This window comes from Thermoprotei archaeon (genome assembly GCA_038881895.1).
GTDB lineage: Archaea > Thermoproteota > Thermoprotei > Gearchaeales > WAQG01 > JAVZOV01.
Genome location: JAVZOV010000002.1, coordinates 121693 through 147188 on the forward strand (window position 1 = coordinate 121693; position 25496 = coordinate 147188).

A 25496-nucleotide genomic window follows, 5' to 3' on the forward strand; every position below is an offset into this window, starting at 1 on the left:
TAAAAACATTAGATTACTATTGGTTCGATATTTTTGAATTTACAAAACTCTAATAAATTATCTACATGATAACCATACACCAAAATCTGATGGTTACCTAATGCGTTTGAGATAAACTTTTCTATATCACCATTAAGTTTGATCTCTACCTGTGTTCTACAAAGGTTCTTATCATTAAGATCATTTTTAACAATCTTTCCAGTAGTTACAGTCATTTTATTCAAATTTTTTCCTCCTAATCGCACGAGAGTTATGTCGGATTTCTTTAATAAACCTTGAATACTAACACTTTTACCTGACTCAAAATGGCTTCTCAAAAAACTTTTCTTTAAATCATCTAGCATCTTTGTAGCTACAGTACAGTGCGCTAAGGTTATAGTGTTATCTTTTGGATTAATCCTAACAACATTCGCCATCCAGACAGGTTCTTTAGTTAATTCATGAACAATCATCATAGTAAGAACGGAATCTAAGTCAGACTCACAACCAGCAACTATTCCGTCATCGTTACTCAAACTAACACCGATACAAGCTGTTACATTATAAGCAATAAGATCAAAACATCTAACAGTGATACCAGAAGCATTATATTGAGACGTCAAATTTTTTATTGCAAAATAAAATTCAGCAGCTTTAACCAAATCCTCCATGTTAGGTTCAATAATTCCTCCAAATTTATTTTTTAATTCATTTACAATATTTTTAGCATCATCCTCACGAACATTTTTAGCATTTTCAATTAAATCAGATACCTCTAATTTGATCACATCAATTCCAAACCTACTTTTTATGATCTCTGGATTTTTACTAGTTAGTATCCATGGTGATGGCAAACCTATTTGAATAAGTTTACTATTCTCAATGTTGTATATGACTTTGCATATATCAATGAATTTTCTTATATCATGCAAAATATCTCGATCAAGATTGGAATAGATCAATTTTACAGGAAGACCTTCATCATGTAATACTGCATATGCTTCTATTGACGATGCCAGTGAATTATTACTTGGATGAGCAACTAAGAGTACCGGTTTTTCAAGAGATCGCGCAATTGACTTAATAATCCTCTCAGTACCACCAGTAGCAACAACAATAATTGCACCAGCTAAAATAGACTTTAGTCTTTCAACAATTTGATCAGCTGCTATAACATTGGTCACGATGCCAGCATTTTCTAAACCAACATTTTCTAAATCCTCTTTCAACGCACTAACTTTTTTAAAAACATCTTGGGCTATCTCACTCTGATACCCCATCATAGATGAAACCACTATTAACAATATTTTAGATTGTTTCATATACACACGTATAATTTATAAAAACAGCTTAAATAACTTTTGTATTTAAAAAAGTAAATCTTACTTAAAAACTTGGCAAAAAGAGTCTCCTTCACGTTGAAGGCCAGGCTTTCGGTTGTACAGGAAAAGATATACAATGATTTCATGAAATAGTGGTTGTTTGATTTAATTTTTCCATTAGTCTTCTATGCAAGTTTTGTAGTATTTTTCTTCTGTCTTCCATGAGTACTACATCACTATACCCTTGTGTAACTATTGAATGGGAGAATGGTGATGGTACTTCATTGGCTATGAAGAATTTTATTTCTATGTCATCATTTTTCATTTGTTTAAGGATTTGTTTTGCATTTTCGATGTCCATTTTATCCTCTAATATTTCTCTGTATGCCTCCTTAAGTATCGGGAAGTTGTTTATTTCTGTAATAAGACTTAGAAGGCTTTGTGCACTTAGTTGTAGTTTGTTCACACTTTTTTCGGTTCCCATGTATCGTTTTAGTATCATGAAAGATCTAACTGCACAGTGACGAAATATTCTTGTGAGCATTTCTGTTCTTGATAGCGCTTTGTTAAGTAAGGGTTTGATGTTTTCTGGTGTAACACTTCTTACTAACCATTCCAGATCTGGGTTTATGTATAGTGGTATTGTTAGCATGAATCCATTGTCTGTTACTGTTATTCTTACGTTGGTATTGTATTCTTGTGAGAGTTGGTATGCATAGGCTTTACTGAGAGCTTGGTTGCATCTTCTTCCGAATAATGTATGAAATATTATATTTCTCACTGGTTTTTCTTCAAACGTTTCTATCAGAATGAGTTTGTCGGAAGGTACTAATCCGTTTGTAAACGTTAATTGTTCCCATATGTATTCATATATTGTTTCTGCAGCGTATCGTGATAAGTTATATTCTTTTTCGAGCCATGTTATTACACTATTTCTACTACGTGATTTGATCAATTCCACAACTTTTCTCCTGAAAGCTCCTATTAATAACGCTGAGTCGAAACTTAATGGTAACATTTCGCTAAACCAGCTAGGTACTGTTGGTCGTTGTCCTTCAGCTGGCTTTACTATAGCTTTTGAACCTCTACTTTTTAGGAACTCATAAGTTTTTCCTCCTAATACAAATATGTCTCCTGGTTCGAGTATTTCTAAGAATTCTTCTTCAAGAACTCCTATAAATTTACCATCTGTAGTGTGCACTTCGATCTGAGCTTCATCAGGTATTGTGCCACTGTTTAAGTAATATATCATGCGTGTTTTTCCACCGCCTTTTCTTCCAAATATTCCTTCTTCCTCATCAAGCCAGATTTTTGCGTATACTTTCATGTCCTTGAGTTGCTCATAATGCCCAGCTAGATATCTTAATGTTGAGATGAAATCTTCATATGGTAATTCATGATAATTATAGCTTCGTTTAATTAACTTATATGCCTCATCTGTCCTCCATTTATTTTCAATCGCCATCCCTACTAAATGCTGAGCTAATACATCTAAACAGTTCTTTGGTATTTTTACATTATCAATCAATCTTTCTTCTGCAGCTTTTCCTAGGACTGTTGACTCAACTAAATCATCCCTATCTACAGCAATTATTCTACCTTTACTTATTCGTTGTGTATTATGACCGGAACGTCCCACTCTTTGTAATAATCTGCTTACACTTTTTGGACTGCTGAGAAGTGCCACCATGTCAATTGATCCTATGTCTATTCCTAATTCAAGACTTGTTGAGCATACTACTGCTTTCAGTTGTCCTTTTTTCAATTTTTCTTCAACATCTAATCTTATCCCTCTGCTTAGACTTGAATGATGTGCCTCTATTGAATCAGCATCTATTACACTATTCCCATCTAGTTTCATTTTCTTTAATTTATATACTACTCTTTCTGTTGCACTTCGCGTGTTAGTAAAGATTAAGGTCGTTCTGTTTTCAGAAATTAGTTTGCCTAATTCTCTGTAAATTGAACTGTTTAATTTTTCTGTTGATTCATAAATTATATCTCTCACGGGCATTAGCACTCTGATCTCGAATGGTTTTGAAAAACGCGCATCAACAATTTTGCATTCTCTAGGAGTCCCGTCGTCATCATAACCGGCTAAGTACAGTGCAACTTCTTCAAGTGGTGAAATTGTGGCGCTCATTCCAATTCTAATGATTTTGTTGCCCGCAAGGTTTTCTAAACGTTCTAATGAAAGACTTAAATGTACCCCTCTCTTATTGTTACAAAGTTCATGTATTTCATCGACTACAACCCAACGAACGGATTTTAGTCGTTCTCTAAACTTAGGAGCAACCAAGATTATTGCTAAGCTCTCGGGCGTAGTAATTAGTATATGAGGAGGTTTTCTTAACATTTTTTGTCTTTCATTTTGTGTCGTATCACCAGTCCTAATAGCAACTCTTATTTCAGGAACTTTAATGTTCATTTCTGATGCTACCTGTGCTATTTCAGTTATTGGAACTAACAGATTTCTTTTCATATCATTATCTAAAGCTCTCAGTGGGCTTATGTAAAGTATATAAATTTGGTCACCAAGCTCACCTTTTTCAGCTAATCCATAAAGTTCATCCAATAATCCAAGAAAAACTGCAAGAGTTTTGCCAGTACCAGTAGGAGACGATATGAGCACATTATGACCTTTTTTAATCTCCGGAATAGCCATTCTCTGCGGTATCGTAAAACTGCTAAATTTCCTTCTAAACCATTCTGAGACATAGGGTTTTAACATGGAATAAACCTCATCATCTCTGACGTAATTTTCAACCCACATTATTCTTTTTGATTCCTCTATCTCCACTTCATAGTCTTATGTGAAAAAGGGAAATTTATAGTTTTCCAAAAACACAAAATAATAAAATAAATTTCATTAAAACATCAATCTATGACACCTAAATGTTAATATCTTATAAGAAACTATTGAACTGTGTTAACAATGCCCAATCAACTACCCATTGGAAAGCTTGATCCCAGACTTTTAGAAAATATCGTATTTAAATATCTTGGTTCAGAAAGAAAAGAAGTATTAATAGGACCAAGAATAGGAGTCGATGCCGCACTATTACAAATTAACGACACAAGAATAGTTCTAAAATCAGATCCAATTGTAGGTGCTTCTCGCAAAATAGGACAGTTGGCAATAAATGTTGTTTCTAATGATATCGCATGCATGGGCGCAAGACCTATTGCTGTCACACTTGTAATATTACTTCCTGAAGACTCTGATGTCAAAACAATTGAAACAATAATGAAAGAAGCCAATAATGCATCTAGAACAATAAACGTGGCAATAGTTGGTGGACATACAGAAATAGCATCTGGTCTAAAAAATAGGCCACCAATAATAATCGCTTCAGCAATAGGAATACCTGTCTCAAAATCTATAATCTCAGCATCAAATGCATCACCCGGTGATTATATAATCATGACAAAAACTGCTGGATTAGAGGGAACGGCTATAGTAGCAGAAACATTACAAGAAAGACTTTCAAAAATTCTTAGTAAGAACATAATTGAGCATGCTAAAGACATGATTAATCATACTTCCATTCTCAAGGAAGCTTTAGCCCTAGCTGAAAAAGAATTAGTGAGTGCGATGCATGATCCAACAGATGGTGGTATATTGGAAGGGCTTTATGAGATGGCTAAAGCATCAGACACAGGTTTAATTGTTTACGAGGAAAAAATACCTATCGCAGAAGAAACAAAAATAATCTGTGATCTTTTAGAAATAGATCCATTAAAGTTAATCAGTTCAGGTGTTTTATTAGCAGCCGTTAAACCTGAAAAAATAAACCATGCTATGAATATTTTGAATGATATAGGAATACAAGCATCAGTGATCGGGCGATTCACAACAAAGGATGAAGGTATAAAAATAATAAGAAAAAATAATGAAGAAGTTTATATCGATAAGCCAGTCATTGATGAACTTTGGAAAACATTCTCTCATTGATTTTTGATTATCGATTCATCTCAACATCACTCTCCTGCTCATGTGACAGATACTTTATAACTAAAAACATCATCATTCAGGATGGGGATGAAAGTTTATAAGATGTGTGCAGAAAACCTAGAGCTTTATCTGGGATGAATGGGCAGAGTTTAAATTTCTGGAAGTCGCATATATTTTCGTGGGATGTTCCCATAAACATAGCCCGTAAGTTAATGAGATCTATGGGATAGTGGAGTTGTGAACTCCCCTGAACCAGCAGACGAGGGAACGAGCGTGAAGCTCATCCTAAATGCTGGAAACTCCCGACTTCAGTCGTGGAGTAGCTCACACGTAGTTGAGCAGATTTTTTTGTTTGTGTTGGAATGCTGGTTCGCATCTAACACCTAGTTTTTTGCATAGTTCTTCAATATTTTTGTAATGTTTGATCCAGTATTCATTGAACGATTTTGATAAATCTATTATATGCTCTGATGTTTCTGGCCAATGTTTTTCAAGTACTGGTTTTAAGATTTCTGCAACGTATTTTTTTATGTTAAGTTTATCATAGAGTATGTAACTGTTTGTTTCTTTTGCTATGCTTATTATTTGTTCTATATTATAAGTATCATCATTTATTGTTGGTATAAGAGGCCCTAAAAATATCCATGTTTCGACTCCTAAGTTGGCAAATTCTTTAAGAACTTTAATGCGTGCTATTGGTGGTGGTGTTGATGGTTCAAGGATTTTAGCTAGATTAGGATCAATTGTTGTGATCGTGACTCCCACATCAAAGAGCCTTGGTTCGATTATATCTTTATCCCTGAGGATTAGGCTTGATTTCGTTTGTATGGAAACCCTGAATCTATTTTGTTTTAGAATTATGAGACTTTTACGTGTAAGTTTATACAATGCTTCTGGAGGTTGATATGGATCAGTAACTGTTGAAACTCCTACAACACCACGTTTTTTTACTTTAACTTCTTGCTCGAGGATTTCTGTTATATTCGTTTTGACGAATACTACATCGCCCCAATGCAATGCCAAATCTTTGTCATTTAATGTTGATGCAGCATAACAATAAACACATCCGTGTAAACACCCTGTGTATGGGTTAAGAGAGTAGTCAAGTCCAGGAAGTTTAGATGTAGAAAGAGCTGTCTTAGTTGTGGTTTCTATTATTGTAAATGGGCCTAATTTCTTTGTTATAATGTTTCGTCACCTATGAATTTAGTTAATTTGGTTTGGAAAAGAAGTTTATTTAATATCCAGCTAACTTTAAGCTGACGTTCGAGTTTTATTGAAGATTTTGACATGATGAATTGTAATGCTTCATCGAGAGTATTAAATTTCATCGGTTTTTGTTTAAACATTTCCCTTAAGTTCTCTCTAACGAACCATACTCCGAGTGGTAATGTGAATCCCGGATAGATTTCACGTAAAAGAAGTACTGTTGCTTGACGTTTCATGGATTTTAATGCTTCAACGGCAGCTAATCTCGCGGCATAGTAACAACCTCCAATTTCTTTTGCATATACTGTTCTTCCCTTATATCCTTCATGATCGCCTATTAATTCTGTTGTATCATATGTTAGGTTCCATGTTGTTTGTGGAAACCAGGCCTCTATCCATTCATAGCTCCAGTAATCTGGTATGAGAAGCCCAATAAATAGGTTATCAAGGTGTTTTCTTACATAAACTAAGTATTCGTTAATTATTGGGTAGTGCTTTATTTCATTGATAATATTTTTCGAGAGAATATCGTCAACAGCAGTTATGCTCCATCTAGTAGGTACAAATTTTCTTTCTTTTATTTCTCCAAGAATTCCTGCACTAAATGCTTTTTGTATGCGCGATACAGGAACTTTCTTAGAATATAATTGAAGGACAGCTTCCTCAGCCTTCAAATACTTATCATAATAAACTTTTTCGATTCTTGCATCAACATAGATGTTTCCACCTAATTTGATAGCTTTTAAAGGTGCTGAAGGACCATACGGTGGAGTTTCCTCATTAAATGTAAGTGAGCCAGAGGGTTTTTTCTCTAGAATCATTTCTGCATCAACTGGTTTTTCTCCCATTGCAAATTCTTGGACAATCTCTAAATATTTAGATGGATTTGAAGCATTTTTTACATTGACAACAATTTTTCCACGAACAAGAGAAAATCTATAATCAACTATTTCTTCAATCTTTTTATAAACCCAACCTTCTGGTAAATCAAGTATCGTTGTATCACCTGTGTATGGTGGAGTCATGGGACCCACATAAACTCTGGGATATCCAATCCTACCTACAAAAATGCTTGGAGGACTTGATCCATAAATTTGATTATTGACATTAAGCTTTCTCTTCTTCATATTCTTTACAATAATGGGGCAAAATACTCGTCCACATAACATTCTACTTCCTCGGCATGCTAAACAGAGATCAGGCGTAGGGTCAATAAGTCCATGACTCTGTATATCACGTAATGACACAGGGGATTCCTTCTATTAAAATATCTTTAGTATTATAAAGTTGATGCCCTAACTGAGATTTCATAATAGTTGCTGCATTATCTAAGAAAGTTCCTTTGTTATAATTTTTTATTTTGCTAAGATTAAGAGAAGTTATTGGTGATATTTATTTGATAATTTGTCCTGAGGAACGTAGGAGCTCTTTGTATATTACCATTTTCTGTATCTCGTCAGTGCCTTCCCCAATCTGCATTAGTTTTGCATCTCTGAATAATCGTTCGACTATGAAATCTGAGGAATATCCATAACCGCCATGTATTTGTACTGCCATGTTTGTTATACGCATGGCCATTTGGGCAGCGTAAAGTTTTATCATTGAGATTTCCTTCACGCATCTTATACCTTTGTCACGTAATTTTGCAACTCTATAAAGCATGCTTCTTGTTAATTCTATTTCAGTAGCCATGTCTGCAAGCATAAAACTTATGACCTCATGTTCAGCAATCGGTTTGCCGAATGCCTCTCGTTGAAGTGCATACTTAAAGCTTTCATCGAATGCTCTTCTCGCTAATCCAAGCGAGATTGCAGCAACCGTTATTCTACCATCATTAAGAGCATCCATAGCGATTTTAAAACCCTGATTTTCACCTAAAAGTAAGTTTTCCGAAGGGACTTCAGCGTCTTCGAATATCAATTCTGAATTGCCAGTTCCTCTTATTCCCATGGTTTTTATTTTGTTACCGACTTTAAAGCCTTTTGTGTTCCGCTCAACTATAAAAGCTGATATTCCTCTATGTTTATCCTCTTGCATGCCAGTCCTAGCAAATACTATGAATAAATCCGCATAAGCGGCATTAGTTATAAAAATCTTTGTTCCAGTTAATATATATTTATCACCAACCCTTGTAGCCTTAAGTTTAAGATTAGCAGCATCAGAACCACCACTAGGTTCAGTTAATGCAAACGCACCAATCATTTCACCTGATGCAAGTTTAGGTAAATAGTATTCTTTTTGTTCATTGGTACCATATTTAGAAATCACAGCTTCAACCAGACTATTATGAACTTCAGTGATAATGCCTATAGCTGCACTAGAATACGAGAATTCCTCAATAACAATAGAATAACTGAGCATATCCATAGGAGACCCACCGTATTCCTGAGGCACCATCATAGCCAGGTATCCCTCTCTACCCATTTTCTTTATTAGATCTAAAGGATAACTATCGTTCTTATCTATCTTTGAAGCAATCGGCTCAATCTCAGAATCAGCAAAACGACGAGCTGTAGTTCTCACAACTTTCTCAGTCGTCTCTTCATCAATTGGCAATGTAATAGATGCTATCAAAGACAAAGATCAACACCATGTAGTATAATTTGTTTAGTGAATATAAACCTTTATGATAAAATTCCATATTCAAAAATATTTCATGTATAAGTTTTATAACGTGTGTGTAGGTTAACTTATTGGTGTGAAGAAGATGCAATATGATGCTGTTGTAATTGGATCCGGTCCAGGTGGTTATGTATCTGCTATACGCTTAGGACAACTGGGAATGAGAACAATCTTAATAGAACGTAATGTTATTGGTGGTGAATGTACAAACTATGGATGTATACCGAGTAAAGCACTAATAGAGATGTCAAACCTTTACTGGAATATCAAAAGCTCGCAAATGGGAATAATAAGCGAAAAGATAGGTGTGAATTTCAAAACATTCAAAACATGGAAAGACCAGATAATAACAAAATTAAGAGATGGAATAAAATATTTATGTGAAGAAAATGGTTCAGAAATCATAACTGGGACAGCCCGCATAAAATCCTCAACACAAGTAATAGTAAAAACAAATAATAACGAGCAAGTCATAGATACAAAAAATATCATAATAGCTACAGGTTCAACACCAATACAACTCCCGAATTTAATTTTTGACAATAAGCATGTACTCTCATCAAAGGATATTTTCGAAATGGATGATATACCAAACAGCTTATTAATAGTTGGTGGTGGCGCAATAGGAATAGAGCTAGGAACAGCGCTCGCAAAACTAGGAACACAAGTGACAATTGTAGAACTTATGAATCAAATATTGCCAGGAGTAGATCCAGAAATTGCACGCTTTGAAACGAGAATCTTAACAAGACTAGGAATTAAAATACATACAGAGTCAACAGTATCAAATATAAACATATCTAACAGAACAATAGAGGCCTCTATTAGAAAAAAGACTGGCGAAGATTTTAAAGTGAACATTGAAAAAATACTAGTCTCAGTAGGAAGAAGACCTAACTCAAATTCACTGGGTCTTGAGAACGTTGGTGTAAAACTTGATGAGAAAGATTTCATAATAGTTGATAAGAAGATGCGGACAAATATACCAAATATTTATGCTGTAGGTGACGTTGTTGGCCCACCATATTTAGCTCACAAAGCTTTCAAACAAGGTCTAACAGCAGCAGAAGTGATAGGAGGATTACCAAGCGAGTACGACCATAAGGCAATACCACAAGTAATATACTCAGATCCTGAAATAGCACTAGTAGGTTTATCTGACCAAGAAGCAAAGAACTATGGTTATGACACTATGATAGGTAGATTTTCTTTTGCTGCATCAGGAAGAGCTCTAACCGAAAACAGTACTGAAGGATTTGTAAAGATAATCGCTGACAAAAAAACAGGCGTAGTGCTTGGTGCTCAAATGATAGGCCCTAAGGTATCAGAATTAATCAGTGAAATAGCCCTAGCGATAGAAATGGGTGCAACAATGGAAGATTTAGGTTTTACGATGCATCCACACCCTACGCTATCAGAAAGTATAATGGAGGCAGCAGAGGACGCTCTAGGCAAACCTGTACACATGCTAAAGAGGAAAACAAAGTAATCATCTTTTCTCAAAATAAGTTGTTAATTTCGACATAGACTGTATTAGATCATGGGCTCTTTTTGCCTCAGAGATCATAACTTCTAAATCTTCTATAAGACGCCTATTCACATCAACCTTATGACGTAACCCAGGAACTATTGCATCAGGCAAATCCCATTTACTTAATTCATTATTTATACTTCTCATCAAATCAAGAATTTTCATTGCTTCCTTAAGTTTCCACTGATCAACATTCTTTATTGCCTCACGTCTGAGCTCACCTAAAGCATCAGAAACGCCAAGCAGATAAGAAGCAGGATCCACATCTAATTCAGTAAAACTCATTAACCTATTTTCATAAAGAATAGCATTAAAAATAAGAGCCTCTGAGTATTCCTGCAACGAACTTCTAACAGAATCAATAAGATCAGGATGATCTTTCAAGATAAATAACATCTCATTAACCATCTTTTTAGCCTGCTCTATCAACTCTTTAACATCGTCTCCATTATGAACACCAACAACTATACTACGCGAAACTCTAATAAGTTCTCTTGATATTTTAATAAGATTTTCTCTAGCTAAATCCTTTTTCCTCAACAAATCTATTGCATTCTCTATAATATCCTTCATATTCACACCTACAAAATACACCTATTTATTCTTATTAACTCACACATATACCTGATTTACGACTGTAAATCTCGCCTTTTTAGAGCAGAGAAAGCTAGCCTCTTAAATCCTTATAAATAAAATAAATTCCTACAGTTTTAATCGCATCACCTATCATTGGTATCAACGCAAAATATACATTATAAATCATAAGAGGCATCGAAAGTACAAAAATTACCACCCCACCCACAAAAATTCCTGACCATTTACTATCAGATATCATAGCTAAATCATCTCTAAGTTTCATACCGGTTATTATTTCAAAGATGTACGCTATAAATATCAAAAAGAGCCCCACAAAATTACCTAAGTAACCAACGATTATACCTAACCCAGCCAATATAAGTGATATCGGAGTCACATTTTTGAAGAAAATCCTTGCATAATTAGTTGATTTTAAAAACATGATATTATTTACCGCACCTAACACTAATAATGAAAACAAGAATATCACATATGGAAAATTAAAGATCATCATAATACCTCTTAGTAATATAATTATAAAAACCAATTCTATTAGCACTGCAGCTATAATGCTGATCGCTAACGCAAATGATAAATATACATATTTATTTTTTTCATTCATTTCATACTTCACCTTTTAAGTTTATTCATGACCAGTTAGTATATTTAACAATCCGTCAAAATATAAGTCTTCACTAACTACATTATCTTTCAAATAAATTTTAACCATTAACATTATGCACTTCTGCAAAATATGAAATAATCCCTTTTATTTTAATAATAAACAAAGATAACAGATCAGACGTATTCGTAATATACACAGCGATACATTTAAGTTTCTTAACTACAACTTATCAAGAAGGTGTGGGGCCATGTTCATTATTTCTAGGAAGGAAATAGAAGATAGGATTTCCAGAATCACCTCCTTAATGAAGAGTAAAGGTCTTAACGGCCTTTGTCTTATTTCGCCGGCTAACATAGCTTATACTACAAACTTCATTTTTATTCCTACTGAGAGACCTATTACAGTGTTTATTGACGATGGTGGTGAAGTTACTTTATTTGTTCCTCTCCTTGAGTATGAGCACGCTCTCAAGTATTCTTATGCTGATAACATTGTATACTATGAAGAATACCCTAGTGAGGTTCACCCTATTACATTCATTGCTAATGAACTTAAAGAGATGGGCTTTGAGGGGAAGCGTTTGGGTTTTGATGCAGATGGTTATGGTCATATTTTCGGCTATAGAGGTCCTAGGTTTAGCGATGTACTAAAGGCTACCTTCAGCTACGAGCGTGACCTTGTAGAGAATCTTAGAATGATTAAATCAATGGAGGAGGTCACGCTTATTCGGGAAAGTTCTAAGTGGGCTTCCTATGCTCATAGGCTTCTCCAGGATTACACTAAGCCCGGACTCATAGAGGATGAGATTTCACTTAGAGCTAGCATGGAGGCTACGTTAGCTATGGCTAAAGCTTTAGGGAACACTTACAGGTCGTGGGGCTGGACTAGCGGTGTTCATGCAGGATTTAGAGGTCAGGTTGGACCTCACTCTTACTACCCTCACTCACACAATATCCATGCTAAGATTAGGAGAGGGCATGTCTTAATAACAGGAGCCACTGCTGTGGTCAGTGGTTATGGCGCGGAGCTTGAGAGAACAATGATTATGGAAGAGCCTACAGGCGAACAAGAGAAATATTTTAAACTAATGTTAGAAGCTAGGAGAGTAGCATTTGAGAATATTAGGGCTGGGCTTAGATGTAGCGATGTAGACAGGGCAGTAAGAAGACACTTCAAGGAAAAAGGTCTATGGAATTACTGGAGACACCATACAGGTCATGGGTTAGGACTTGAATACCATGAAGCACCATTCCTAGATATAGGTGATGATAGAGAGCTCAAGCCTGGAATGATACTTACAGTAGAGCCTGGAATATATGTTAAAGATATTGGAGGATTCAGACACTCGGATACAATACTGATACTAGAAGATGGATACGAGAAGCTAACATATTACCCAGAAGACATAGAAGAGCTAATAATAAGAGATTAAAGAACCAGATCTCCTCCCCGCCCTACCTAAAGGTCTAGGGTTCCGGGGAGGTTTAGGGCTACATTCCCAGTTCTTGCTGGGCTTAGCTCTGCGCCCGGCCTCGGGCGCGTTACCCCTATCCCGCACAGTGCGGGACTCGGGTATATGCTATACCCAAGGTATGCTAAAGGATGCAGAGCTTATATACTTTGCCACACAATCCCCGCCCTAAAGAGGCGAGGCTTTCAGGTTGTAAGGATATTTATATGTTAATGCATTTTTTATAAGTTAAATAATTATAGATGGCTTGTGTTTCATGCATGGTGAATGTTATGGGTGCCATAAAAAGTATTGATCTGTATACTGGTGTAGTTTACTATCAGGCGCCATTCAGAATTTCGCTTGGTACATCTGATCAAAGTGAAGAGATTGTTGTGCGGATAGCTGATTCGGAGGGATTTGAGGGTTGGGGGGAGGGTTCTCCATCAACTCATATACTTGGAGAGACGCAAGGTACAATGCTCGCTGCCGCAGAAAGCATTGCACCAAAACTTATAGGTCTTGATTCGAGCATGCTATCAGGTTTACTTGATGAGGTTGATAATGCTATTTTTAGTAATACTGCAGCCAAGGCTGCATTTGATATCGCTCTTTATGATTTGTATTCTAAAAGGTTGGGATTACCACTTTTTAAGTTTCTTGGTGGTTTTCGGGATATGGTTGAAACGGATTTTACTATTGGAATAATGCCGGTTAGTGATGCTGTTAAAAAGGTGATTGAACTGGTGGATAAGGGTTTTAAAATAATTAAAATAAAAGTTGGTCTTGATCTCAATGATGATATTGAGCGTGTTAGATCAATAAGGGATGCTGTCGGTGGCTCAATAAAGCTCTTTGTGGATGCCAATCAGGCGTGGTCTCCTAAACAAGCTATAAAAGCTATTAATCAGCTTAGGCGATTTGATTTAGAACTCGTTGAGCAGCCTGTGAAGGCTCATGATATCAGCGGTTTAGCCTTTGTCAGAAAGAGCGTTGATATTCCTATAATGGCTGATGAATCTGTTCGCAGCCCTTATGATGCGATAAATGTAATCAGGTCAGAGGCAGCCGATTTTATTAACATAAAGTTAATGAAAAGTGGTGGAATAAGAAATGCTTTAAAAATAGCTGCAATAAGTGAGGCCGCAGCTATAAAAAATGTAGTGGGGTGTATGATGGAAGGAGCAATATCCATTGCAGCAGCAGTTCATTTTGCAGCATCTACACGAAATATAATCTTCACAGATTTAGATTCTGATATAAGTCTTAAAAACACACTGGTCAAAAGTGGTATGATCGAATACAAAGATGGTTTTAGAATTTTATCAAATTATCCAGGACTTGGAAAACTTGAAATCGCAATGGATGAACTACAATATGTAAAGACTTTTGCGGAAAAGCGTGTAAAAAAATCTTTTTAATTTCTGTAATAAAAAGAGATAATTCTTCAGAAAGCATCAAAATGTTTGAGATTTTGATTATTTATTGGTATAGTAAGGCAAGACATATTTTCCTGTTCTGAAAGCGGCCTAACGTTCTCTTATCAATGTTCCAAGAAGCTCTTGTTGTGTGATTTGAAATAGATTAATAGTTTCTTATCCTAAAAGAAGATTATATGATGAAACTTAATAGTAAGTATGCGTTTAGTGCAATTATTATTATTGTCGATATTAATGATAGAATAGTAGTTATTTTTTTGTTAGTGTACATGCCCATGATTCTTTTGTTGCTCGTGAAGTATATTAGTGGGATTAATGGAAGTGGTATCATCATGCTGAGTATAACTTGACTATAGACCAACAATGATAAGGGATCGTAACCCAGAGTTATAGCAATGCTGGTTGGTATTACGTTTATTACTCTTATAATGATTCTTCTTATCCACGGGCTAACCTTAGACCCTAGTAAATCTTCTAGTATAGCTTGTCCTGCTAGTACGCCTGTGGTTGATGAGGATAACCCTGATGCTAACAAAGTTATAGCAAAAACTTGGCTCGCAACTATACCAAAAAGTGGTTCTAACGTTATGTATGCCTCATCTATAGTAGCTACATGAATACCATTTTTATAAAATGCTGCCGCGGCCATAACCATTATAGCTACATTAACTAAACCCGCGAGCGTGAAATTTAATACAGTATCATATAAGTGATATCTAAGAAGCTTTCGTTTTTCATCATCATTATTATATTTAAGTTTATTCTTGGTTAATCTTGAATGAAGCATTAATGCATGAGGCATTACTGTCGCACCAATTATGCCCACTGCAATAAAAAGTTCTTCATTAGTTGTGAGTACAGGAACGAATGAGTGATATACCATTCTATAATAATCTGGTTTCGTGATTAAGATCTCATAAATGTAGCCGAAGCCTATTACTGATACTAAATAAGTTATCAGTAATTCAACATGACGAAATCTTTTACCGGCAAGTGCGAAGATTATAATTACATCGAACGCTGCGATCCATGATGCAATAAGTAAAGGTATCTTAAAAATTAGGTAAAGTGCTGAAGCAACGCCTAAGAATTCTGCTAAATCAGTAGCAACAGCAAATGTTTCTGAGGCTAACCAGTACAAAATAATCTTTCTATGAGACTTTAATTTTTCTGCGGTAAGCATTGCCAGTGATTTACCTGTTATAATACCAATTTTACCCGAAAGATACTGCAGTAACATGGCCATTAAGTTTGCAAGCCATACCACCCATAATAATTTATACTCATAAATAGCACCACCAGAAATGTCAGTACCAAAATTTCCTGGGTCCATGTAAGCAACACTTACAACTATTGCCGGACCAAAAAATTGCAGATAACCATTATTCTTAATAATCTGAACTAATGACACTCTACTGTTATTTCTTATAAAACGCATTAAATCACCTTAACCAAAAAGCCATATTTTAATAAACTGCTTCATCGGCGATCCCAACTCTTTTTTTGTCCGATTTAATACATTTAAACCTTTCTTTGTGGTCTTGTAATATTTATGAATTTTTCCATGCTCTTTTTTTACTCTAATCTCAAGCAAACCAGTTTCAGTAAGTTCTTTGAGAACTGGATAAAGTTTACCAGGACTTAATACATGTCCATGCTCCATTTCTAAATGTAGGAAATCATCACCACAACGCTCCTCAACACTACACATCCATAGTACATAAGCCCTAAAGATACCTCTCTCTAAATGAACAGTTATTGGATTCATATCTAATCTAGATATCAGAAATTGATATTATATTTAAACTTATCTATAGCACTTTATAACTAGTAATGAAAACAATACCAACGATCATCATAGAGAGCTTTTGAGAATTGTTTACAACTGAAAAATCTTGCCCTTCAGAGCAAAAGAGGAACAGCGCGCTCCCTTCTTCATTATGAAGAGCCTTAAAGTAACTAATTATTAATCATTACTATCATTTTCATTATTAGTTTTACAAAATTAAGTATTATCATGAAGAACAAGTTTTGTGTTGTTTAGAACTTCTTAAATGTTTTTACGTAAATTCCAGTCATTTTTTAGTACTTTGTATGCAGTTTGTATATCTTGAATACCCAATACAATAAGCGATGCTAATCTTACATCATTAGATATTTCATAAGCAAGTCGTGCATCATCATCGACCCAGCAATTTCACGAATGATCATGATGGCTCGTTCACGAAGTTTATTGTTTAGTAATTTTACCATAATCATCATTTTTCCGTATATCCTCTCAAGTTTGACCACAACTGTTTTAACACTAGCTTTTGTGCTGATTCTATTGGGTTGATATAATAGATGTGGTTTTTGTACCCCTAAGCTTTGTAGCTTCTGAAGCCTCAATCACATATAACGTCATACATCCTAACTATAAGATCAGCCAGTTAATATTAAAAATTTTACATCAACGATTTAACAAAACACTCCACATCGTTCCATCTTAAAAAAGACATAAACATAATAATAAACAGTTTCCATTTCTGATCAAAAGCTTATATTATACAAGCTGTTAAAAAATATAGAGCGGGGGTGACCGAGTCAGGTCAAAGGTGCAGGGCTTAGGACCCTGTGCGTTAGCGCTGCGTGGGTTCAAATCCCACCCCCCGCACTATGAAAAAAGCTTTAAAAAGAACACAAATTGAGCTTACTTTTTGCTAAAACTGCTAAAAGTTGAACAAAATTTTCCATGATAATTTTATACTTCCAGATTTGAACCCACTGTATCAAGCTCATTTAGCTATCTACGAACAAAATTGAGGAAGAAATCAACGAGAAAGAAAACGATCACTCTGCTCAGTGATGGAGAGTCAAGATCCTATAGGAAGACTGTTGAAGTAACGTCAAAATTTATTGGGAGGTCGGAAAAGTATCTAATTTCACGAAAAAACACTTTAAAGGGCAGAGAAGTTATTCATTGATGAATAAAATTTCTCATTAATGGGGGCTTCATGAATTGCGCATGAGTCTTCCTCTCTAGTTTATCTTCAGTTTCATCTTCACTGACTAGTAACCTAAACTTAAGTTTAAGTACTATTTCATCTTAAAACAAACATATGAAAGATAAAGTTATTGTGTCTTGGAGCGGTGGCAAAGACAGTATGCTTTCATTATATAAAGTTGTTCATAATGATTTAATGAAGCCACTAGGTCTCCTAACAACTGTAACAAGGGAGTATGATAGGGTTACGCTGCATGGTGTAAGGCGTTCATTGATGGAGATGCAAGCTTCAATGCTTAGGATGCCCTTAGATTTAGTTTACATACCGGAAAATTGTTCTATGGAAGAGTATGAAAATATAATGAGGAGTGCCTTAAGCAAATATAAGGGTAAGATTGAAGGTTTTGTCTTCGGAGATATTTTCTTGGAAGATGTGCGCAAGTATAGGGAAAAGATGCTTGCATTAGAGGGATTTAAAGGCTACTTTCCACTCTGGGGAAGAGACACAAAAGAGCTTGTGCTAGAATTTATTAAATTGGGATTTAAAGCTATCATAACTAGCGTAGACGCAGAGGTTCTCGATTCATCTTATGTTGGGCGTGAAATAAATGAGGAGTTTATCGAAAATTTACCATCAAATGTTGATCCAGCTGGAGAGAAGGGGGAGTATCACAGCTTTGTATACGATGGTCCATTATTTGAGAAGCCAGTACCAATAAAAGTTGGAGAAGTTGTAGAGCGAGTGCTAGGAGGTAAAAATTTCCGTAAAAAGTTCTACTTTATCGATCTCCTTCCCGCAAATAGATGATTCCTTTTCAATTAACTAAAGATGTGAAGATGGGGGTGAACTACCCCACTCTTACGGATGGGGCTTCCACGCAAGCGTGGTTAAGGGCTGGTTCACTTGCAGCCCCGTAGATGGGCATATAGCTCATCCACCTCTCAAATTTTTTAGCGATGTTGATGGCTCCGTTTAGGTCTGCGTTGTATTCTCCGCAGTGGGGGCAGACGAACAAGCCCTGAGTTTTGCGCTTTCCTTCACACCCGCAGACATGGCACGTTATTGAAGTGTAGGCTTCGCTTGTGGTTATCACTGGTATGCCTACGAGCATAGCTTTATACTCTATCATTTTCGTTAAGCGATAATATGGCATGCTGTTTACTATCCTGTTTAAGCGTTTGCCTTTGCCCTTCACTCTCCTTCTTATTCCCTTTAGGTCTCCCAAAACTATGTAAGAGTTGGTTGCAAGGGCGAAGTTGACTATCCATTTGCTGACTCGATGAAGGATGACGTTAACCACCCTTCTCTCCTTGCTTCCAACTCTCTTCACGACTTGGGTTAGACCTCTCTCTTGAAGCCTCTTACGGAGCCATGCGTAATGTCGTCTTATGCCTCTTATTTCCTTACCGTAGAATTGGGCTTTCATTACGTTTTCATTCTGCCAAAGCACCGCAGTGGCAGCGAAACGCTCGCCCAAATCCACAGCAAGGATGGAGGAGCATTCTCGCATGGGCGGGGCTGGAAACTCGAAGGTTAACATGGCGATGTAGCGGTCTTTTCGCTTTACGATTTTGCTTTCGCATAGTTTAGCGTTTTCTGGAAACTTCCTGTGAGGCTTAACTGGAACCTTTATTCCTCCCCTTACGCCATAGACTGGAATCTTCAAAAACCAAAATGCCTTAGCCTTTCTAAGGTTAATTAAGTCGTTTCTCAAGCTAAGCGGATACTCTTTATGCTTAACTCTTTGATAGTATCTAAGAGCTTGTTGCTTATTCGCCGAATACAACGGAACAGTCTTGTCTCCCCTAAGAAACTTCTGAAGGTTAAAGTATTCCCTATCCAACAAGTCTTTTTTCCTTCGAGTCAGTCCAACAACACCCGCTTGGATAGTCAACTTCATAGCAAGTTTTAACTAACTTTTTAGATATTAAAGTCTAACGCAATTCATCCCCACGCTTACACATGGGGTCTTCTTGCGAGATTAGAATAAAATTAGAAACTTAATGATTACTCACCGAATATTTCGTGGATAAACTTTAATGCAGAAATCCACATCTTCCTCAAAATATAGGCTTCCATTAATCCATATTTCGTACGTCTTTATGCATTTTTAACAAATTATTATTGTGTGTTCTTGATGTAAACGGTTTTCTTCACTATCCTCGGCTTGTTAATAGCTCCCCCTTATAAAGAGTTATCCATCCTTTGACCAACATGATCACTGAGTTTATGGCAGAGTCAACGTAGTGTTTTGAGTACTTCCATTCCCTTAGCAGTTCATTCCTTAAACTTTCTCCTATCTTCTCTACCAAATTCTAGATGAGCCTTTTCGGAGAGTTTAACATAGCAAAAGATAAGTTTAAGGGCTTCCTGTTTAACCTTAAAGTATTCGTTGATTAGATCTCTTGGAGCTTCTACTGGGATTTTTTAGCTCTTAACACTTCCATGGTCTTTCAGCCTCAGTTTCCGGAAGAAGTGGACGTCAATGCTCTTCTGTACTCATAATTAAACATATCTATTTTGAAAACGCTGACAAGGGCAAATTGTCTTTAGATGTGCCTAAAATTTTGTTAAGGCCGATGCTATCATGTTGTGTATTTTTGGTCTTAGTTCTATAAGTTTTGTATTTTGTCTTGTTGGATGTACTCTGTTGGTAAGTAGAACTACTATTAGTTCTTTTTCTGGATCAACCCAAAGTGATGTTCCTGTAAAGCCAGTGTGGCCGAAAGATTTCTCAGAAAAGAGGTCACCGGCTGATGTTCCATTGGGCGTATCATTTATCATCCATCCTAAACCATAACCAGCACCTAAATGTTTAACATGATTTTTTATCATAGTCTGAACAGAAGGTTTCGATAGAATTTCTTTTGATCCGTAGATTCCACCATTAAGTATTGTTTGTGCTATTTTAGCTATTTCTAATGCTGTTGAGAAAAGTCCAGCATGTCCGCTCACGCCACCCATTGCGTAAGCATTCTCATCATGAACAGAACCAACTAAGACTTTTCCTCTCCATTCGCATAATTCTGTTGCTGCTATGCGGAATTTTAAATGATCTGGTGGATTGAACATTGTATCTTTGAGATGTATGGGCGATGCTACATATTCTTCAAATAATTTGTCAAATGTTTTACCGGAAATTTCTTCTGCAATGCCAGTTAAGATAATGTAGCCTAAATCACTGTACATGTATTTTTCACCTGGTTTGTTTGTAGGGGAAGCATTAAGCGCAGCTTTAATTATCTCTTTTTTGTTTTTAAAGTCTTTGTAAAAAGGTTCCCATGCAGGTAACCCGGATGTATGAGTGAGTAGGTGCCATAGTGTGATTTCTCGTTTTGTTTCGTCTTTTTCTATTTCGTCGAATATTGTTGAAACTTTTTGTCTTAAATTTATAAGACCATCTTCAATTAATCTCATAATGATTATCGATGTCGCTAAAGGTTTAGTGAGTGATGCTATATCAAATATTGTGTCTTTAGTCATTACCCTTTTTATTGGTATGGTTTGTGAGTTACCGTATGCCTCATGAAATGCAATCACACCTTTACGTGCAATGAGAAGTACAGCACCTGGAAAAGCATCATTAACGTATTTTTTCATGAATTCATTGATTTTATCTAATCTAATCTTGTCTAATCCAGCTTCTTCAGGGCTTCCATAATGCAATTCCATGGGATCACCTAAAAATCTCTCATCCCATAACCAATTTTATACTCTTCGTTCAGGTTAACTGGCAATCTACCATTAGGCTTAATTTTTCCTGTAATAAGTTCGCTAATTGCAACAATCATGCATGGTGTATGGGCATATCCTATTACTATTGAATCACTGAGATTGGTATCTAAATAATTTATGAGGAAAGGATTCTTTAAAAGGATTGTTACAGTATCATTATCATATTTATTATTTCGCACTATTTTATTAAAGAATTCGGCGTCTTCTTTGGACAAAATTACAGCTAAAAATACAGCTGTATTATCATCCTCTAAAAGTTTAAAAACTTTGCTATAATCATTGTTACTTAAATCCTTGTTAATAATTATGCTTTTTATTTTTTTAAGAGAATTTTTAAGTACTTCAGATAAATATAGTGGTTGTTGTTTCTCTTCAACTTGTAATAAAACACCTATTTTTGATTCAACAATTATAACAGCTCGCTTATTCTCAATTGGTAGTACTCGGTTATCATTTTTTAATAATATGACAGACTTTTTAGCGACCTCTAATTCAAAATCACGATGTTCCTTTTTACCAACAATCAATGGATCTATTTTGCTCATGTGATCTGTAATGCGAAGTTTAAGTTGATGAACTCTTCTGATTTTTTCATCTAACTCCTTGTTTGTGATATGTTCATTTTCTACTGCTTTGAGAACGGCATTATAAGCTTCAACCTGTTTAGAATATGTGTGAGAGAAAAGTAAAAGATCGGCGCCTGCTTTTAAAGCCTTAATAGAGGCATCACTAGGTGAATATCTATCACTTATTGCTTTCATCTCCATATCATCTGTCATTATAACACCATTAAATCCGAACTTTTTACGTAATAAGTCTGTTAATATTTTACTTGAAAGGGTTGCAGGATTTTCCTTATCAAGAGCTGGATACACTACGTGCGCGGTCATTATAGCATCGACATTAAATATATTAATCGCATCTATGAATGGTTTTATATGGATTTTCATTAGTTCATCGAGTTCCTTATTTACTATTGGAAGATCTAAGTGTGAATCTAACGATGTATCACCATGTCCTGGAAAATGTTTTGCAACAGCGAGCACACCTTCAGAATGAAGACCTTCAATATATGCTCCACCTAGTGACGCAACCATTTCAGGATCGCTACCAAATGATCTAATACCTATCACAGGATTTCTAGGGTTCGTGTTTACATCTAAGACTGGTGCCAAATTCATGTTTATTCCTACCGATATTAACTCCCTACCGATAATACGACTCACCTCATAAACAATTTTTTTAGAATTTATAGCACCAAGGCCCATATTACCAGGAAATATTGTACCATCCTTTAATCTAACCACGTTACCACCTTCTTGATCTGCAGCTATAATAATGGGTAGTTTATGATTACGCTTCACTACTGATTGTATAGATTGAGAGAGCTCAGCAGCTTGTTTAGCGCTCTTTAAATTTCTAGAAAAATAAATTACTCCCCCAACATGATACTGCTCGATGAGAGTTCGTAATTCTTCCGTAACTGTTGTACTATCACCAGTATTGTCAAACCCAAACATAAACAAATTACCAACTTTTTCCTCAAGACTCATCTGATTGCTAAATTTCTCTTCATCCTGAAGCGTTTTTCGATATCCCAAGCATATCTCCTTATACTTAAAGCACTAATATTTAAATAAACTTTCACTCTCTTCTGAAAGCAAGATTTCTTGTCACTCTATCAATTTTATTGGATAATTTGATTGTTTATTAATAATTTTAACTATTCTTCGAAAAGTATTTTTAAAGTTTTTGTGTATAAGGTTTGGAAAAATGTCTTATGCAATAAAAATTAAGGTTAAAGAGTTAATGACGCCTAAGGATAAGCTAGTAACAGTAAAGCCTTCAATAACAATACTTGAGGCAGCAAAAATACTAATTGAAAAGAATATAGGGTCAGTCTTAGTAGTGGAGGATGATAAGCTTGCAGGCATATTTACCGAAAGAGATGTAGTCAGGATTGTAGCTAATGAAGTCAGTCCAAATGAACGTTTAGAGAAAGTAATTACAAGGAATCTTATTACTATTAATGAAGAGGACTATCTATCTAAAGCATCGTTGCTGATGAGAGAAAAGAACATCAGACACTTACCAGTTGTTAATAAAGAAGGAAAAGTAATTGGCATCATTTCTGCAAGAGATTTAGCGGTATACTTCTACACAATAAGTGAAAGAATTTTAAAAAGCATAGAGAATTACTTCAAAAAACAAGCTAACACGGAAAGAGAGACTTAAGATTTAATTTCTAACTTAATTTTTTCTAACAAGCTTCTAGGTTCTACGCTTCTTAACCTCTCTAAGGTTTGTCTTGGACTGAATGATATGCGGATTGGTACTTGCTACTGCAACATTAAAAAAGTAAGGAAGAATCGTGTTATGCAATAAAAAATATAAGATAGAACTAGTTGGAGTTAATAGATACGTATGAGCCGTCTTGTTAGAGAGTGGCTTATGAATCTTGGACTATTTTATGAAACTACTCATGAGGATAGATTGGAGATAGATAGGGAAATTGAGAGAAGAAGTGGTATGAATTGTGATGAGGCTTTAATGAGAGGTTTAATAAGCATAAATGAATTTTTGGAGATAGTTAATATGGTTCTAAAGAAGAAGAAAAGAGCTCGTGCACAGTTGTATCAATAAGCTATAAGGTGCATCAAGTTATGGGTAGGATAAGTTTTAAGTTATTGATAATCTTATTATAGTAGGGAATAAGATGCTATTTGGCACTTCTGGTATAAGGGGTATTTATCCGTTTCAAATTTCTAGTAATTTAGCTGTAAGGTTGGGTTTTGCTGTTGCTAGTTATGTGAATCATGGTTTTATTGTTGTTGGGTGGGATGGTCGTAATACTTCAAAGCTTCTTGGAACGTCTATCATCTCTGGTATTATTAGTGCTGGATTAGATGCTGCTGTTGTCGGTATGGTTCCCACACCTGTGATGGCATATTCTGTTAAGTATTTTGGTGCTTCAGGAGGAATTATGGTCACTGCTAGTCATAATCCACCAGAGTTTAATGGGTTCAAAGTTTATTTTAGTGGCGGCAGAGAAAGTATAGAGAATGAAGAACAAGCTATAGAATCGATTATGAACAAATTTAATAGTAATGGCCCCCATGGTGAACATGGCCGAGTCGAATTTTATGATGTGTCAAATGTATATGTTAGGGATTTGTATAGTACGTTGTCTGTCAAAAGATTATGGAGGCCTAGGATAATTATTGATTGTGGTGGAGGTGTTACTGGTTTATACACTCCTAGAATTCTCAGGACATTATCTGATGTGCATGTCATAAATGATTATGTTGATCCATTTTTTAGTGGACGTGAGGCTGAGCCTAGACCTGATGTTTTATCATGTTTTTCTAAGTGTGTTACGAATTTGGGTTTTGATATTGGATTAGCTCATGATGGTGATGGGGATAGATTAGCTGTTATTGATGAGAATGGAAATTTTGTCGATATGAGTACGATAATTGCTTTTATGGCTAAGAGGAAAGTTGAGGAAAATAATGGTGGTATTGTTGTGGTTTCTGTTGATACCTCGATGTCTGTTAGAGAAGTTGTTGAACGTGCTGGTGGGCGGATTGAAGTTACAAAACTTGGTAAAACGCATGCGAAGTTACGTTCTGGTGTTGTGCTTGCTGCTGAGCCTTGGAAGATCATTGACCCTTCATGGGGTTTTTGGCAAGATGGTATTTATATTGCTGGACAATTAATTGGGTTTATGGTATCTGAGGGAAAACGGTTAAGACAAATTCTGAATGAGGAGAAAATACCAGTTTATCCTGGTGTTAGGTTAAGTTTTTATCATGATAATATCAAGAGGGACGTTTTTATGGAGTTTATAAAAGAGAATTTGTCATCTGCTTTTAAAGATGTTATTAATGTTGTTGATATTGATGGTGTAAAGGTCGAGACAAAGCGAGGATGGGTTCTTGTAAGAGTTTCAGGAACTGAACCCAAAGTTCGCTTATATGCCGAAGGTTTCACTGTTGAAGATTTAGAATACATTGTGAAAATTTCGCAGGAGATAATAGGAAAGGGGTTAAAGAAATAATGGTGTGTT

Annotated in this window: 21 protein-coding genes and 1 tRNA gene; 9 read left to right on the forward strand and 13 right to left on the reverse strand. The window is 35.7% G+C overall.

Annotation, left to right across the window (positions count from 1 at the left end; genetic code table 11):
• Nucleotides 1-8 precede the first annotated feature (8 nt).
• Both QW128_03710 and QW128_03715 read right to left on the reverse strand, forming a co-directional pair.
• A complete protein-coding gene (locus QW128_03710; protein MEM3832692.1) occupies nt 9-1301 on the reverse strand; it encodes a hypothetical protein in 1293 nt (430 codons plus the stop codon).
• 142 nt (nt 1302-1443) lie between these two features.
• A complete protein-coding gene (locus QW128_03715; protein ID MEM3832693.1) occupies nt 1444-4101 on the reverse strand; it encodes an ATP-dependent helicase in 2658 nt (885 codons plus the stop codon).
• Between the two features lie 135 nt (nt 4102-4236).
• Here QW128_03715 and QW128_03720 point away from each other — a divergent pair, with 135 nt between their 5' ends.
• The gene (locus tag QW128_03720) at nt 4237-5256 is read left to right on the forward strand and encodes an AIR synthase family protein (protein MEM3832694.1); all 1020 of its coding nucleotides are present in this window, start codon (nt 4237-4239) and stop codon (nt 5254-5256) included.
• Nucleotides 5257-5580: 324 nt separating this feature from the next.
• On the opposite strand, the gene QW128_03725 is transcribed toward QW128_03720, so the two are convergent.
• From QW128_03725 to QW128_03735, 3 genes are all read right to left on the reverse strand, one after another.
• Nucleotides 5581-6444, reverse strand: coding sequence for a radical SAM protein (locus QW128_03725; GenBank protein MEM3832695.1), 864 nt, complete (start codon nt 6442-6444; stop codon nt 5581-5583).
• Nucleotides 6438-7712 (reverse strand): Nre family DNA repair protein, encoded by a 1275-nt coding sequence (locus QW128_03730; GenBank protein MEM3832696.1) that lies wholly within the window; start codon nt 7710-7712, stop codon nt 6438-6440. Before QW128_03730 ends, QW128_03725 begins: the two co-directional genes overlap by 7 nt.
• Nucleotides 7713-7857: 145 nt before the next feature.
• Nucleotides 7858-9045, reverse strand: a complete 1188-nt coding sequence (locus QW128_03735; protein MEM3832697.1) for an acyl-CoA dehydrogenase family protein — start codon at nt 9043-9045, stop codon at nt 7858-7860.
• 127 nt (nt 9046-9172) lie between these two features.
• Here QW128_03735 and lpdA point away from each other — a divergent pair, with 127 nt between their 5' ends.
• Nucleotides 9173-10576 carry a dihydrolipoyl dehydrogenase gene (gene lpdA / locus QW128_03740; protein MEM3832698.1) on the forward strand — a complete coding sequence of 468 codons (1404 nt, stop codon included), beginning with the start codon at nt 9173-9175 and terminating at the stop codon, nt 10574-10576.
• Here lpdA and QW128_03745 read toward each other — a convergent pair whose 3' ends face one another.
• Together QW128_03745 and QW128_03750 are read right to left on the reverse strand one after the other, a co-directional pair.
• Nucleotides 10577-11191: a hypothetical protein gene (locus QW128_03745; GenBank protein ID MEM3832699.1), complete on the reverse strand. Its 615-nt coding sequence runs from the start codon at nt 11189-11191 to the stop codon at nt 10577-10579.
• A 94-nt stretch (nt 11192-11285) separates the two neighbouring features.
• Nucleotides 11286-11816: a hypothetical protein gene (locus QW128_03750; protein ID MEM3832700.1), complete on the reverse strand. Its 531-nt coding sequence runs from the start codon at nt 11814-11816 to the stop codon at nt 11286-11288.
• A 250-nt stretch (nt 11817-12066) separates the two neighbouring features.
• On the opposite strand from QW128_03750, the gene QW128_03755 reads away from it, so the two are divergent.
• Both QW128_03755 and QW128_03760 read left to right on the forward strand, forming a co-directional pair.
• On the forward strand, nt 12067-13251 hold the full coding sequence (locus QW128_03755; protein ID MEM3832701.1) for a Xaa-Pro peptidase family protein: 1185 nt from the start codon (nt 12067-12069) through the stop codon (nt 13249-13251).
• Nucleotides 13252-13562: 311 nt separating this feature from the next.
• On the forward strand, nt 13563-14690 hold the full coding sequence (locus tag QW128_03760) for a dipeptide epimerase (protein ID MEM3832702.1): 1128 nt from the start codon (nt 13563-13565) through the stop codon (nt 14688-14690).
• 190 nt (nt 14691-14880) lie between these two features.
• Here QW128_03760 and QW128_03765 read toward each other — a convergent pair whose 3' ends face one another.
• From QW128_03765 to QW128_03775, 3 genes are all read right to left on the reverse strand, one after another.
• On the reverse strand, nt 14881-16146 hold the full coding sequence (locus QW128_03765; GenBank protein ID MEM3832703.1) for an Nramp family divalent metal transporter: 1266 nt from the start codon (nt 16144-16146) through the stop codon (nt 14881-14883).
• Between the two features lie 9 nt (nt 16147-16155).
• Entirely contained in the window at nt 16156-16476 is a 321-nt protein-coding gene (locus QW128_03770; GenBank protein MEM3832704.1) for a PadR family transcriptional regulator, read from the reverse strand.
• Nucleotides 16477-16850: 374 nt separating this feature from the next.
• Nucleotides 16851-17000, reverse strand: a complete 150-nt coding sequence (locus QW128_03775; protein MEM3832705.1) for a hypothetical protein — start codon at nt 16998-17000, stop codon at nt 16851-16853.
• A gap of 276 nt (nt 17001-17276) precedes the next feature.
• Here QW128_03775 and QW128_03780 point away from each other — a divergent pair.
• A tRNA-Leu gene (locus tag QW128_03780) sits at nt 17277-17361 on the forward strand.
• A 445-nt stretch (nt 17362-17806) separates the two neighbouring features.
• Nucleotides 17807-18499 (forward strand): diphthine--ammonia ligase, encoded by a 693-nt coding sequence (locus tag QW128_03785; GenBank protein ID MEM3832706.1) that lies wholly within the window; start codon nt 17807-17809, stop codon nt 18497-18499.
• A gap of 40 nt (nt 18500-18539) precedes the next feature.
• Here QW128_03785 and QW128_03790 read toward each other — a convergent pair whose 3' ends face one another.
• The 3 genes from QW128_03790 to nagZ form a co-directional block, all read right to left on the reverse strand.
• A complete protein-coding gene (locus tag QW128_03790) occupies nt 18540-19586 on the reverse strand; it encodes a transposase (GenBank protein MEM3832707.1) in 1047 nt (348 codons plus the stop codon).
• A 665-nt stretch (nt 19587-20251) separates the two neighbouring features.
• Nucleotides 20252-21364: a serine hydrolase gene (locus QW128_03795; protein MEM3832708.1), complete on the reverse strand. Its 1113-nt coding sequence runs from the start codon at nt 21362-21364 to the stop codon at nt 20252-20254.
• Nucleotides 21365-21372: 8 nt separating this feature from the next.
• Nucleotides 21373-23028: a beta-N-acetylhexosaminidase gene (gene nagZ / locus QW128_03800; protein MEM3832709.1), complete on the reverse strand. Its 1656-nt coding sequence runs from the start codon at nt 23026-23028 to the stop codon at nt 21373-21375.
• A 172-nt stretch (nt 23029-23200) separates the two neighbouring features.
• Between nagZ and QW128_03805 the strand changes: the two genes are divergently transcribed.
• The 3 genes from QW128_03805 to QW128_03815 all read left to right on the forward strand — a co-directional run bounded on the left by QW128_03805 (nt 23201) and on the right by QW128_03815 (nt 25487).
• Nucleotides 23201-23662 carry a CBS domain-containing protein gene (locus QW128_03805; GenBank protein ID MEM3832710.1) on the forward strand — a complete coding sequence of 154 codons (462 nt, stop codon included), beginning with the start codon at nt 23201-23203 and terminating at the stop codon, nt 23660-23662.
• 189 nt (nt 23663-23851) lie between these two features.
• Nucleotides 23852-24070, forward strand: coding sequence for a hypothetical protein (locus QW128_03810; protein ID MEM3832711.1), 219 nt, complete (start codon nt 23852-23854; stop codon nt 24068-24070).
• A 73-nt stretch (nt 24071-24143) separates the two neighbouring features.
• A complete protein-coding gene (locus QW128_03815; protein ID MEM3832712.1) occupies nt 24144-25487 on the forward strand; it encodes a phosphoglucomutase in 1344 nt (447 codons plus the stop codon).
• The last annotated feature ends 9 nt before the right edge of the window (nt 25488-25496 follow it).